This window comes from Lelliottia jeotgali (genome assembly GCF_977070485.1).
On record NZ_CDRVFO010000006.1, the window covers coordinates 213,033 to 225,645 of the forward strand.

Sequence of the window (12,613 nt, forward strand, 5' to 3'; positions counted from 1 at the left end):
ATGGCCGTTAAGAAACGGGGTCTCGGACGTGGGTTGGATGCACTGCTCAGTGGTCCTTCCGTCAGCGCGCTCGAAGAGCAGGCTGTCAAGATCGACCAGAAAGAACTGCAACACCTGCCGGTCGAGTTGATCCAGCGCGGTAAATACCAGCCGCGCCGTGACATGGATCCGCAGGCGCTGGAAGAACTGGCGCACTCGATTCGCACGCACGGTGTGATGCAGCCGATCGTGGTGCGCCCGATCGATGGCAACCGCTACGAGATCATTGCCGGTGAGCGCCGCTGGAGGGCCACGCAGCAGGCTGGCCTGGACACCGTCCCGGCGATGGTGCGGGAAGTGCCTGATGAAGCGGCCATCGCCATGGCCCTCATCGAGAACATCCAGCGAGAGGACCTCAACCCGTTGGAAGAGGCCCTGGCCCTGCAACGCCTGCAACAGGAGTTCGAGCTGACCCAACAGCAGGTGGCCGATGCCGTGGGCAAGTCGCGGGTTACCGTGGCCAACCTGCTGCGCCTGATCTCGCTGCCTGAAGCGATCAAGACCATGCTTGCCCATGGTGATCTGGAGATGGGGCACGCACGTGCTTTGCTCGGTCTTGAAGAAGATCGCCAGGAAGAGGGGGCGCGTCATGTTGTCGCACGTGGGCTCACTGTGCGCCAAACCGAGGCACTGGTGCGCCAGTGGCTCAATGGCAAACCTGACCCGGTAGAACCGAACAAACCTGATCCGGATATCGAGCGCCTTGAACAGCGGCTCGCAGAGCGCCTGGGCTCCCCGGTGCAGATTCGTCACGGAAACAAGGGAAAAGGCCAGTTGGTTATTCGCTATAACTCGCTCGACGAGTTGCAGGGCGTCCTTGCTCACATCCGCTGAAACAATTCCAGTTGTAGCGCGCAGTCGGAAATCACTACCCAAGAGTTGAATAGGGGTTAATCCACCCCTATACTCTGCGCGCATTTTGTCGGCACAATTTATGCCAAGTCGTTACTGACTTGTTGGTCGACTTCTGAGGAGCAGTTGTGATGGAAATCCGCACGCCAAACCGCCTGCCTTTCCATCGCTGGGCGGTTTTTCCGGTACTGCTGGCTCAATTTGTCGTGCTGCTGCTGGCAACATTGGTGTTGTGGCAGTGGAAAGGGGCAGTCAGTGGATATTCAGGTCTCTGCGGAGGTTTGATTGCCTGGCTGCCCAATATGTATTTCGCCTGGAAGGCTTTTCGCTTTAGCGGAGCCCGGGCGGCGCAGGCCATCGTCAAGTCGTTTTACGCAGGCGAGGCCGGCAAGATGATTTTGACGGCAGTGCTGTTCGCACTGACCTTCGCAGGAGTGAAGCCACTGGCGCCGTTAGCAGTCTTCGGCGTCTTCGTGTTGACCCTTTTGGTCAGCTGGTTTGCGCCCCTGCTGATGAATAAAAGACTTTCGAGACCTTAGGGCGTTTGAGGCAACCATGGCAGCAGAAACCGCTTCGGGCTATATCCAGCACCACTTGCAGAACCTGACCTACGGTCAACTACCAGACGGCAGCTGGGGCTTCGCCCATTCGGCTGCAGAAGCCAAGGCAATGGGCTTCTGGGCGTTCCACCTGGACACCCTGGGTTGGTCCGTCGCGCTGGGTCTGATCTTCCTGTTCATCTTCCGCATGGCGGCGAAGAAGGCGACCTCCGGCCAGCCTGGCGGTCTGCAGAACTTCGTCGAAGTGATGGTCGATTTCGTCAACGGCAGCGTGAAGGACTCCTTCCACGGCCGTAGCCCGGTGATTGCGCCGCTGGCACTGACCATCTTCGTCTGGGTATTCCTGATGAACGCCGTCGACCTGGTACCGGTCGACTGGATTCCTCAGCTGGCCATCCTGATTTCCGGTGATCCGCACATTCCGTTCCGCGCAGTGTCGACCACCGACCCGAACGCGACTCTGGCCATGGCCTTCTGCGTGTTCGCCCTGATCATCTTCTACAGCATCAAGGTCAAGGGCCTGGGCGGCTTCATCGGTGAGCTGACCCTGCACCCGTTCGGCAGCAAGAACATCTTCGTGCAGATCCTGCTGATTCCGGTCAACTTCCTGCTCGAGTTCGTCACCCTGATCGCCAAGCCGATCTCGCTGGCGCTGCGACTGTTCGGCAACATGTACGCCGGTGAGCTGGTGTTCATCCTGATCGCCGTGATGTTCGGCTCCGGCCTTCTGTGGCTGAGCGGCCTGGGTGTGGTGCTGCAGTGGGCGTGGGCTGTGTTCCACATCCTGATCATCACCCTGCAAGCTTTCATCTTCATGATGCTTACCATCGTCTACCTGTCGATGGCTCACGAAGATAACCATTAAGACCGCCTGGCGTGTCTGATAGCCTTCCCCGCTCGTTTGGGGGGAGGGCTTTAAAAGTCCGCAAGGGCAGCTGTACCAAACGATTTGTTTTACCGCTTCAAACTAAAAACCTAACCAATACGACGTAAAAGTCGGGAGGAAAGATGGAAACTGTAGTTGGTCTGACCGCTATCGCTGTTGCTCTGCTGATCGGCCTGGGTGCTCTGGGTACCGCCATTGGTTTCGGCCTGCTGGGCGGCAAATTCCTGGAAGGCGCTGCTCGTCAGCCTGAGATGGTTCCGATGCTGCAGGTCAAAATGTTCATCGTTGCCGGTCTGCTCGACGCCGTAACCATGATCGGTGTTGGTATCGCTCTGTTCTTCACCTTCGCGAATCCGTTCGTTGGTCAGATCGCCGGCTAATCACTCGTATCCACGAGTTGATGGCTGTATGAATTAAGACCGAGCGAGGTGTTGGCGTGAACATTAATGCAACCCTGATTGGCCAATCCGTTGCTTTCCTGATTTTTGTACTCTTCTGCATGAAGTATGTATGGCCTCCGGTCATCACTGCTCTGCAAGAGCGCCAAAAGAAGATTGCCGACGGCTTGGACGCTGCCAACCGCGCAGCTCGCGACCTGGAGCTGGCCCAAGAGAAAGCGGGTCAGCAACTGCGTGAAGCTAAAGCACAGGCAGCCGAAATCATTGAGCAAAGCAAGAAACGCGCTGCTCAGCTTGTCGAGGAAGCCCGTGACCAGGCCCGCGTCGAAGCTGACCGTGTAAAGGCTCAGGCTCTGGCCGAGATCGAGCAGGAACTGAACAGTGCTAAAGACGCCCTGCGTGCCCAAGTGGGTGCTCTGGCCGTTGGCGGTGCTGAAAAGATCCTTGGCGCCACAATCGATCAAAACGCGCATGCGGAGCTGGTTAACAAACTGGCCGCTGAAATTTAAGCGAGGGCGATCATGGCAGAACTGACCACGTTGGCCCGACCTTACGCTAAGGCTGCCTTCGAGCATGCCCAGGCCCATCAGCAACTGGCCAATTGGTCAGCCATGCTCGGCCTGGCTGCTGCGGTGTCGCAAGACGACACCATGCAGCGCCTGCTCAAGGCCCCGCGACTGACGAGCGCAGAAAAGGCCGCCACGTTCATTGACGTGTGCGGTGACAAGTTCAATGCACAGGCACAGAATTTCATTCGTGTTGCCGCGGAAAACGACCGTCTCCTGCTTCTGCCGGAGATTGCCGCTCTGTTCGACCTGTACAAGGCCGAGCAAGAGAAATCCGTGGACGTGGAAGTCACCAGTGCTTTTGCGTTGAACCAAGAACAGCAAGACAAACTCGCCAAGGTTCTCAGTGCACGGTTAGGCCAGGAAGTGCGCCTGCACGCGTCGGAGGATGCCAACCTGATTGGTGGCGTCGTCATCCGCGCTGGTGACCTGGTAATCGATGGCTCTGTTCGCGGCAAAATCGCGAAACTGGCCGAAGCCTTGAAATCTTGAGTTTGAAGGGGCAGCAGAGCAATGCAGCAACTCAATCCTTCCGAAATTAGTGAAATCATCAAGGGCCGCATCGACAACCTCGATGTGAGCTCCCAAGCCCGTAACGAAGGTACCGTCGTTTCGGTTTCCGACGGTATCGTGCGGATCCACGGTCTGGCCGACGTCATGTACGGCGAAATGATCGAGTTCCCTGGCGGCGTCTACGGCATGGCCCTGAACCTGGAGCAAGACTCCGTAGGTGCAGTGGTCCTGGGTGCCTATGACACCCTCGCCGAAGGCATGAGCGCCAAGTGCACCGGCCGCATCCTGGAGGTTCCGGTTGGTAAGGAACTGCTGGGTCGCGTCGTCGACGCACTGGGCAACCCGATCGACGGCAAAGGTCCTCTGGGCAACACCGAGACCGACGCGGTCGAGAAAGTTGCTCCAGGCGTGATCTGGCGTAAGTCGGTAGACCAGCCTGTACAGACTGGCTACAAGTCCGTCGACGCCATGATCCCGGTCGGCCGTGGCCAGCGTGAGCTGATCATCGGTGACCGTCAGATCGGCAAGACCGCCATGGCCATCGACGCCATCATCAACCAGAAAGACTCCGGTATTTTCTGCGTTTATGTTGCTGTCGGCCAGAAGCGTTCCACCGTTGCCAACATCGTTCGCAAGCTGGAAGAAAACGGCGCCCTGGCCAACACCATCGTGGTGGTTGCCAGTGCTTCGGAATCCGCCGCACTGCAATTCCTGGCGCCATACGCCGGTTGCACCATGGGCGAATTCTTCCGTGACCGCGGCGAAGACGCACTGATCGTTTACGATGACCTGTCCAAGCAGGCCGTTGCCTACCGTCAGATCTCCCTGCTGCTGCGCCGTCCGCCAGGACGTGAAGCGTACCCAGGCGACGTGTTCTATCTCCACTCCCGTCTGCTGGAGCGTGCATCGCGCGTTTCGGAAGAGTACGTCGAGAAGTTCACCAACGGTGCTGTAACTGGCAAAACCGGTTCCCTGACCGCGCTGCCGATCATCGAAACTCAGGCTGGCGACGTTTCCGCGTTCGTTCCGACCAACGTGATTTCCATCACCGACGGTCAGATCTTCCTGGAATCGGCCATGTTCAACTCGGGCATCCGCCCTGCAGTGAACGCCGGTGTTTCGGTATCCCGCGTAGGTGGTGCCGCTCAGACCAAGATCATCAAAAAGCTCTCCGGTGGTATCCGTACCGCTCTGGCTCAGTACCGTGAACTGGCGGCATTCGCCCAGTTCGCTTCTGACCTGGACGAAGCCACCCGTAAGCAGCTGGAGCACGGTCAACGTGTTACCGAGCTGATGAAGCAGAAGCAATACGCTCCGATGTCCATCGCGGACATGGCGCTGTCGCTGTATGCCGCTGAGCGTGGGTTCCTGACCGACGTTGAAATCGCCAAGATCGGTAGCTTCGAACAAGCGCTGATTGCCTACTTCAACCGTGATCACGCCGAACTGATGGCCAAGATCAACGTGAAGGGTGACTTCAACGACGAAATCGACGCTGGTATCAAAGCCGGTATCGAGAAGTTCAAGGCCACCCAAACCTGGTAAGCCGCGGCGGGGGCTTTGGCCCCCGCTTGCTAACCTGATAGGTGATACATGGCAGGCGCAAAAGAGATTCGCAGTAAGATTGCGAGCATCAAAAGCACGCAAAAGATTACCAGCGCCATGGAAAAAGTGGCGGTCAGCAAAATGCGCAAGGCTCAAATGCGCATGGCTGCTAGCCGTCCTTATGCGGAGCGTATCCGCCAGGTGATCGGTCATCTGGCCAACGCCAACCCGGAGTACCGCCACCCCTTCATGATCGAGCGCCCTGTAAAGCGTGCCGGTTATATCGTGGTGAGTAGTGACCGTGGTCTGTGCGGTGGCTTGAACACCAACCTGTTCAAGGCCTTGGTCAAGGACATGAACGTCAACCGCGAACAGGGCGTTGAAATCGACCTGTGCGTGATCGGCAGCAAGGGTGCGACTTTCTTCCGCATCTTTGGCGGCAACGTCGTAGCAGCGATCAGCCACCTGGGCGAAGAGCCATCGATCAATGATCTGATCGGCTCCGTCAAAGTGATGCTGGACGCCTACCTGGACGGCCGTATCGATCGCCTCTCCGTGGTGTCGAACAAGTTCGTCAATACCATGACCCAAACTCCGACGGTCGAGCAGTTGGTACCGTTGGTTGCAACCCCGGATCAGGAACTCAAGCACCACTGGGATTACCTGTACGAACCCGACGCCAAAGAGCTGCTTGACGGCTTGATGGTGCGTTACGTGGAGTCGCAGGTGTACCAGGCGGTGGTCGAGAACAACGCTGCTGAACAAGCAGCCCGGATGATCGCCATGAAGAACGCCACAGACAACGCCGGTGACCTGATCAGCGAACTCCAGCTGATCTACAACAAGGCGCGTCAGGCTGCGATCACCCAGGAGATCTCGGAAATCGTCGGCGGCGCTGCCGCGGTTTAACGGTTCAAATATTCAGAGGATCCAGCTATGAGTAGCGGACGTATCGTTCAAATCATCGGCGCCGTCATCGACGTGGAATTCCCACGTGACGGCGTACCGAGTGTTTACAACGCGCTGAAAGTGGAAGGCGCGGAAACCACTCTGGAAGTTCAGCAGCAGCTGGGCGACGGCGTGGTTCGTACTATTGCGATGGGCTCGACCGAAGGCTTGAAGCGTGGTCTGAACGTCATCGACAGCGGCGCAGCCATTTCCGTCCCGGTCGGTAAAGCGACCCTGGGCCGTATCATGGACGTGCTCGGCAACCCGATCGACGAAGCTGGCCCGATCGGCGAAGAAGAGCGTTGGGGCATTCACCGCGACGCACCTTCCTTCGCTGACCAGGCAGGCGGCAACGACCTGCTGGAAACCGGCATCAAGGTTATCGACCTGGTTTGCCCGTTCGCCAAGGGTGGTAAGGTTGGTCTGTTCGGTGGTGCCGGCGTCGGCAAGACCGTAAACATGATGGAACTGATCCGTAACATCGCCATCGAGCACAGCGGTTATTCCGTGTTCGCCGGTGTGGGTGAGCGTACTCGTGAGGGTAACGACTTCTACCACGAGATGAAGGACTCCAACGTTCTCGACAAGGTAGCCTTGGTCTACGGTCAGATGAACGAGCCACCAGGAAACCGTCTGCGCGTAGCGCTGACCGGCCTGACCATGGCTGAGAAGTTCCGTGACGAAGGTAACGACGTTCTGCTGTTCGTCGACAACATCTATCGTTACACCCTGGCCGGTACCGAAGTATCCGCACTGCTGGGCCGTATGCCTTCGGCAGTAGGTTACCAGCCGACCCTGGCTGAAGAGATGGGCGTTCTGCAAGAGCGCATCACCTCCACCAAGGAAGGTTCGATCACCTCGATCCAGGCCGTATACGTACCTGCGGACGACCTGACCGACCCGTCGCCAGCGACCACCTTCGCCCACTTGGACGCCACCGTCGTTCTGTCCCGTGACATCGCCTCCCTGGGTATCTACCCAGCGGTCGACCCACTGGACTCGACTTCGCGCCAGCTGGACCCGAACGTCATCGGCAACGAGCACTACGAAACCGCTCGCGGTGTTCAGTACGTGCTGCAGCGCTACAAAGAGCTGAAGGACATCATTGCGATCCTGGGTATGGACGAACTGTCCGAATCCGACAAGCAGCTGGTATCCCGCGCTCGTAAGATTCAGCGCTTCCTGTCCCAGCCGTTCTTCGTGGCAGAAGTCTTCACTGGTTCCCCAGGTAAATACGTTTCCCTGAAAGACACCATTGCTGGCTTCAGCGGCATCCTCAAAGGTGACTACGACCACCTGCCAGAACAAGCGTTCTACATGGTCGGCAGCATCGAAGAAGCCGTCGAGAAAGCCAAGAAACTGTAATCCCGGCGCCCCGAAAGGGGCGCTAATCAGGTTGAGGCAAGCAGATGGCTATGACAGTCCATTGCGATATCGTCAGCGCGGAAGGAGAGATTTTCTCCGGTCTGGTCGAGATGGTGGTTGCGCACGGTAACCTGGGTGATCTTGGTATCGCTCCAGGCCACGCGCCGCTGATCACCAATCTGAAGCCAGGTCCGATCACGCTGACCAAGCAGGGTGGCGCCCAAGAGGTGTATTACATCTCTGGTGGTTTCCTCGAGGTTCAGCCGAACATGGTCAAGGTGCTTGCCGATACCGTGCAACGTGCTACAGACCTGGACGAAGCTCAGGCACAGGAAGCCCTCAAGGCTGCCGAGAATGCCCTGAGTCTGAAAGGCGCGGACTTCGATTACGGCGCCGCCGCCGCACGTCTGGCCGAGGCCGCAGCTCAGCTGCGTACCGTCCAGCAAATGCGCAAAGGCAAGTAATCGGCCCCGGCTGATAACTGCTGTTGCGATTGAGTAAAAGGGTAGCCTCGGCTACCCTTTTTCTTTTTCCGAATTCCCCCTCGGTCATTTCTCTGACCGCCCAGGATTGGTAGCCAGTCAATGTCACTCGATATCGTTATTCTCGCCGCCGGCCAAGGTACCCGCATGCGCTCGGCGCTGCCCAAGGTGCTGCATCCGGTGGCCGGCAATTCCATGCTCGGTCATGTTATCCACAGCGCACGGCAGCTTCAGCCTCAAGGCATTCACGTAGTGATTGGCCATGGTGCGGAGCAGGTGCGTGAGCGCCTGGCAGCCGACGATCTGAATTTCGTTATGCAGGACAAGCAACTGGGTACCGGGCATGCCGTGGCCCAAGCCCTGCCGGCGATCACTGCCGACACGGTGCTGGTGTTGTATGGGGACGTACCGCTGATTGAAGTGGAAACCCTGCAACGCCTGCTGGCCAAGGCCAGTGACCAGCAGCTGGCCTTGCTCACCGTTAACCTGCAAGACCCGACCGGCTACGGGCGCATTGTGCGTGATGCCCAAGGCAAGGTGACTGCGATCGTCGAGCACAAGGACGCCAGCGATGTGCAGAAAGCGATCAAGGAAGGCAATACCGGCATCCTGGCCCTGCCAGCCGCTCGCCTTGCCGACTGGATGGGGCGTTTGTCGAACAACAACGCCCAGGGCGAGTATTACCTGACCGACGTCATCGCCATGGCAGTCGCTGATGGCCTGGTGGTGGCTACCGAGCAACCGCACGACCCGATGGAAGTGCAGGGTGCCAACGACCGGCGCCAGCTATCCGAACTCGAGCGCCACTATCAATTGCGCGAAGGCCGACGATTGATGGCACAGGGTGTGACCCTGCGTGACCCGGCTCGCTTCGACGTGCGTGGTGAAGTGACCGTTGGTCGCGATGTGCTGATCGACATCAACGTCATCCTCGAAGGCAAGGTCGTGATCGAGGACGACGTCCAGATTGGCCCTAACTGCGTGATCAAGGACAGCACCCTGCGCAAAGGTGTGGTGGTCAAGGCCAACAGCCATATTGAAGGCGCTGTGCTGGGCGAGGGTAGTGATGCCGGTCCGTTCGCGCGTCTGCGCCCGGGCAGCGTGCTGGATGCCAAGGCCCATGTGGGTAACTTTGTCGAACTGAAGAATGCCCACCTGGGTGAAGGCGCCAAAGCGGGTCACTTGAGCTACCTGGGTGATGCCGAGATCGGGGCACGCACCAATATTGGTGCTGGCACCATCACGTGCAATTACGATGGTGCCAACAAGTTCAAGACTGTGATGGGCGAGGATGTGTTCATCGGTTCGAACAACTCGTTGGTGGCGCCTGTGGATATCAAGGCGGGTGCTACCACTGCGGCGGGGTCGACGATTACTCAGACTGTCGAGGCTGGGCAACTTGCCGTGGGACGTGCGCGTCAACGCAACATCGATGGCTGGAACCGCCCGGAGAAGATCAAGAAGAGCTGATTATCCACAGCCCTTTCGATCGAAAGCCGACTTATGTGAATAAGTCGGCTTTTTTATTGGCTTTAACGGCATCAGAGGCCAAGTCGCTGAACCGCGATCGGAAGCATTTATTTATCCACAGGCCGCTGATTTTCAGATCCACAGCCTTGACGAATACCCTCTGATAGGTTTTGATTGCAATTATTATCTTTCGAATCGAAACTTAAGCGCCCATGTCGAAACGAAACACCCCCCAGCGCCGTCACAACATCCTGGCCATGCTCAGCGAGCAAGGTGAGGTCAGTGTGGACGCATTGGCCAAGCGCTTTGAAACGTCGGAAGTCACCATACGCAAGGACCTCGCGGCCCTTGAGGCCAATGGCTTGCTTCTGCGTCGCTACGGCGGCGCCGTACCGGTTCCGCAGGAGATGCTTGGGGAAGCCGCACAGCCGGTGTCTGCCTATAAGAAAGCCATCGCCCGTGCTGCTGTCGGCCGCATACGTGAACATGCCCGCATCATCATCGACAGTGGCAGCACTACCGCCGCCATGATCCCCGAGCTCGGCCGCCAGCCAGGCCTGGTGGTGATGACCAACTCTTTGAACGTGGCCCGCGCCATTAGCGAGCTTGAGCATGAACCCGTACTGCTGATGACCGGCGGCACCTGGGACCCGCACTCCGAGTCGTTCCAAGGCCAGGTCGCTGAGCAGGTACTGCGTTCATACGATTTCGACCAACTGTTCATCGGCGCCGATGGCATCGACCTCAACCGCGGCACCACGACTTTCAATGAGCTGCTGGGCCTGAGCCGAGTCATGGCTGAGGTGGCCCGCGAGGTGATCGTGATGGTCGAATCCGACAAGGTCGGGCGCAAGATCCCCAATCTTGAGCTGCCCTGGGGCAGTGTCAGCACCCTCATTACAGACGAACGCCTGCCAGCAGCGGCACGCGAACAAATTCAAGCCCGCGGCGTCAACCTGATCTGCGCCGCGATCAGCCAGGAGAAATAATCATGTGTGGAATCGTTGGAGCCGTAGCCGAACGCAATATCACCGCCATTCTCATCGAAGGCCTCAAGCGGCTTGAGTACCGCGGCTACGACAGCGCTGGCCTTGCCGTTTACACCCAGCAGGGTGAACTGCAGCGCCGACGCCGCATCGGCAAGGTAGCTGAACTGGAAGCTGCCAACGCTGCCGACCCGCTGAACGGTCAGTTGGGCATTGCCCACACCCGTTGGGCTACCCACGGCGCACCGACCGAGGGCAATGCGCACCCGCATTTCTCGGGTGAAGAAGTGGCAGTGGTACACAACGGCATCATCGAAAACCATGAAGAGCTGCGCGAAGAGCTCAAAGGCCTGGGCTATGTGTTCGTTTCGCAAACCGATACCGAGGTTATCGTCCACCTGATCCACCATACCCTCAAGACCATCCCGGACCTGGCGGACGCACTGAAGTCAGCGGTCAAGCGCCTGCACGGTGCCTATGGCCTGGCGCTGATCAGCGTGAAACAACCCGATCGTCTGGTTGCCGCGCGCAGTGGCAGCCCGTTGGTGATTGGCCTTGGCCATGGTGAGAATTTCCTGGCCTCCGACCAGTTGGCGCTGCGCCAGGTCACTGACCGCTTCATGTACCTGGAAGAGGGCGACATCGCCGAGATCCGCCGTGACCAGGTGAAGGTCTGGGATCAGGCCGGCAACGCAGTCCAGCGTGAAACCGTGCAGTATCACGAAGGCGCCGAAGCCGCTGACAAGGGCGCATACCGCCACTTCATGCTCAAGGAGATTCACGAGCAGCCGACCGTGGTTCAGCGCACTCTGGAAGGCCGCCTGGGCAAGGACCATGTGCTGGTCCAGGCCTTTGGCCCGCAGGCTGCTGAACTGTTCGCCAAGGTGCGCAACGTGCAGATCGTGGCCTGTGGTACCAGCTACCACGCCGGCATGGTTGCCCGTTACTGGCTGGAAAGCTTGGCCGGTATCCCTTGCCAAGTTGAAGTAGCCAGTGAGTTCCGCTACCGCAAGGTGGTGGTCCAGCCGGACACCCTGTTCGTTTCGATTTCCCAGTCTGGCGAAACTGCCGACACCCTCGCTGCCCTGCGCAATGCCAAGGAACTGGGCTTCCTGGGCAGCCTGGCCATCTGCAACGTGGGTATCAGCTCGCTGGTACGCGAATCCGACCTTACCCTGCTGACACTGGCCGGCCCGGAAATCGGCGTGGCATCGACCAAGGCGTTCACTACCCAGCTGGTATCGCTGATGCTGCTGACCCTGGCCCTGGGCCAGGTGCGTGGCACCCTCGAGGCTGGCGTGGAAGGGGAGCTGGTCGAAGAGCTGCGTCGCCTGCCGGCACGCCTGGGCGAAGCCCTGGCCATGGACCACACCGTCGAAAAGATCGCCGAGCTGTTTGCCGACAAGCACCACACCCTGTTCCTGGGCCGTGGTGCGCAGTACCCGGTTGCGATGGAGGGTGCGCTCAAGCTCAAGGAGATTTCCTACATCCACGCTGAAGCGTACCCGGCGGGTGAGCTCAAGCATGGCCCGCTGGCGCTTGTGGATAACGACATGCCGGTGGTTACTGTAGCGCCGAACAACGAGCTGCTGGAGAAACTCAAGTCGAACCTGCAGGAAGTCCGCGCCCGGGGTGGTGAGCTGGTGGTGTTCGCCGATGAGCACGCCGGTATGAGCAACGGCGAAGGTACCCATGTAATCAAGGTACCGCACATCGCTGACGCGCTGGCGCCGATCCTGTACACCATTCCACTGCAGTTGCTGTCGTACTACGTGGCGGTGCTCAAAGGCACTGATGTTGACCAGCCGCGTAACTTGGCGAAGTCGGTGACGGTGGAATAAGCATCGGCGGCTAAGGGGCCAATTGTGTTTTTGATTAATAAAGGTTGTCACAAAACAATAAAGGTTGTCACAACGTAATAAAGGTTGTCACAAGGCTGGCCCCGACCGCACATCAGGCCGGAGCCAGGCCTTGGAGATTTGGGTGACAATCCTCTACGCACC

13 protein-coding genes are annotated in these 12,613 nt (G+C 58.7%); all 13 read left to right on the forward strand.

Features of this window, described 5'->3' with window-relative positions; translation table 11 throughout:
- On the forward strand, nt 1-873 hold the full coding sequence (locus ACW4TB_RS11400; protein ID WP_012316951.1) for a ParB/RepB/Spo0J family partition protein: 873 nt from the start codon (nt 1-3) through the stop codon (nt 871-873).
- 149 nt (nt 874-1,022) lie between these two features.
- The gene (locus tag ACW4TB_RS11405) at nt 1,023-1,430 is read left to right on the forward strand and encodes a F0F1 ATP synthase subunit I (protein WP_012316950.1); all 408 of its coding nucleotides are present in this window, start codon (nt 1,023-1,025) and stop codon (nt 1,428-1,430) included.
- 16 nt (nt 1,431-1,446) lie between these two features.
- Nucleotides 1,447-2,316 (forward strand): F0F1 ATP synthase subunit A, encoded by an 870-nt coding sequence (gene atpB, locus ACW4TB_RS11410; protein WP_003260030.1) that lies wholly within the window; start codon nt 1,447-1,449, stop codon nt 2,314-2,316.
- A gap of 143 nt (nt 2,317-2,459) precedes the next feature.
- Complete coding sequence (gene atpE, locus ACW4TB_RS11415) at nt 2,460-2,717, forward strand: F0F1 ATP synthase subunit C (RefSeq protein ID WP_003097235.1); 258 nt, start codon at nt 2,460-2,462, stop codon at nt 2,715-2,717.
- 56 nt (nt 2,718-2,773) lie between these two features.
- Nucleotides 2,774-3,244 carry a F0F1 ATP synthase subunit B gene (locus tag ACW4TB_RS11420; RefSeq protein WP_003260032.1) on the forward strand — a complete coding sequence of 157 codons (471 nt, stop codon included), beginning with the start codon at nt 2,774-2,776 and terminating at the stop codon, nt 3,242-3,244.
- A gap of 12 nt (nt 3,245-3,256) precedes the next feature.
- Complete coding sequence (locus tag ACW4TB_RS11425; RefSeq protein WP_012316949.1) at nt 3,257-3,793, forward strand: F0F1 ATP synthase subunit delta; 537 nt, start codon at nt 3,257-3,259, stop codon at nt 3,791-3,793.
- A 21-nt stretch (nt 3,794-3,814) separates the two neighbouring features.
- Nucleotides 3,815-5,359 carry a F0F1 ATP synthase subunit alpha gene (atpA, locus tag ACW4TB_RS11430; RefSeq protein WP_012316948.1) on the forward strand — a complete coding sequence of 515 codons (1,545 nt, stop codon included), beginning with the start codon at nt 3,815-3,817 and terminating at the stop codon, nt 5,357-5,359.
- 48 nt (nt 5,360-5,407) lie between these two features.
- Nucleotides 5,408-6,268 (forward strand): F0F1 ATP synthase subunit gamma, encoded by an 861-nt coding sequence (gene atpG / locus ACW4TB_RS11435; protein ID WP_012316947.1) that lies wholly within the window; start codon nt 5,408-5,410, stop codon nt 6,266-6,268.
- Nucleotides 6,269-6,295: 27 nt separating this feature from the next.
- Entirely contained in the window at nt 6,296-7,672 is a 1,377-nt protein-coding gene (gene atpD / locus ACW4TB_RS11440) for a F0F1 ATP synthase subunit beta (RefSeq protein ID WP_012316946.1), read from the forward strand.
- A 44-nt stretch (nt 7,673-7,716) separates the two neighbouring features.
- Nucleotides 7,717-8,136 carry a F0F1 ATP synthase subunit epsilon gene (locus tag ACW4TB_RS11445; protein ID WP_012316945.1) on the forward strand — a complete coding sequence of 140 codons (420 nt, stop codon included), beginning with the start codon at nt 7,717-7,719 and terminating at the stop codon, nt 8,134-8,136.
- Nucleotides 8,137-8,256: 120 nt separating this feature from the next.
- A complete protein-coding gene (glmU, locus tag ACW4TB_RS11450; RefSeq protein ID WP_042111845.1) occupies nt 8,257-9,624 on the forward strand; it encodes a bifunctional UDP-N-acetylglucosamine diphosphorylase/glucosamine-1-phosphate N-acetyltransferase GlmU in 1,368 nt (455 codons plus the stop codon).
- 212 nt (nt 9,625-9,836) lie between these two features.
- Entirely contained in the window at nt 9,837-10,613 is a 777-nt protein-coding gene (locus ACW4TB_RS11455; protein WP_012316943.1) for a DeoR/GlpR family DNA-binding transcription regulator, read from the forward strand.
- Nucleotides 10,614-10,615: 2 nt separating this feature from the next.
- Nucleotides 10,616-12,451 carry a glutamine--fructose-6-phosphate transaminase (isomerizing) gene (gene glmS, locus ACW4TB_RS11460; RefSeq protein ID WP_012316942.1) on the forward strand — a complete coding sequence of 612 codons (1,836 nt, stop codon included), beginning with the start codon at nt 10,616-10,618 and terminating at the stop codon, nt 12,449-12,451.
- The last annotated feature ends 162 nt before the right edge of the window (nt 12,452-12,613 follow it).

Bases quoted from the DNA above. Each gene is read 5' to 3' on its own strand.
- atpE (WP_003097235.1), top strand. From the start codon at position 2,460: ATGGAAACTGTAGTTGGTCTGACCGCTATCGCTGTTGCTCTGCTGATC.
- ACW4TB_RS11400 (WP_012316951.1), top strand. From the start codon at position 1: ATGGCCGTTAAGAAACGGGGTCTCGGACGTGGGTTGGATGCACTGCTC.
- ACW4TB_RS11455 (WP_012316943.1), top strand. From the start codon at position 9,837: ATGTCGAAACGAAACACCCCCCAGCGCCGTCACAACATCCTGGCCATG.
- atpG (WP_012316947.1), top strand. From the start codon at position 5,408: ATGGCAGGCGCAAAAGAGATTCGCAGTAAGATTGCGAGCATCAAAAGC.
- ACW4TB_RS11405 (WP_012316950.1), top strand. From the start codon at position 1,023: ATGGAAATCCGCACGCCAAACCGCCTGCCTTTCCATCGCTGGGCGGTT.
- glmS (WP_012316942.1), top strand. From the start codon at position 10,616: ATGTGTGGAATCGTTGGAGCCGTAGCCGAACGCAATATCACCGCCATT.
- glmU (WP_042111845.1), top strand. From the start codon at position 8,257: ATGTCACTCGATATCGTTATTCTCGCCGCCGGCCAAGGTACCCGCATG.
- atpA (WP_012316948.1), top strand. From the start codon at position 3,815: ATGCAGCAACTCAATCCTTCCGAAATTAGTGAAATCATCAAGGGCCGC.
- atpB (WP_003260030.1), top strand. From the start codon at position 1,447: ATGGCAGCAGAAACCGCTTCGGGCTATATCCAGCACCACTTGCAGAAC.
- ACW4TB_RS11425 (WP_012316949.1), top strand. From the start codon at position 3,257: ATGGCAGAACTGACCACGTTGGCCCGACCTTACGCTAAGGCTGCCTTC.
- atpD (WP_012316946.1), top strand. From the start codon at position 6,296: ATGAGTAGCGGACGTATCGTTCAAATCATCGGCGCCGTCATCGACGTG.
- ACW4TB_RS11445 (WP_012316945.1), top strand. From the start codon at position 7,717: ATGGCTATGACAGTCCATTGCGATATCGTCAGCGCGGAAGGAGAGATT.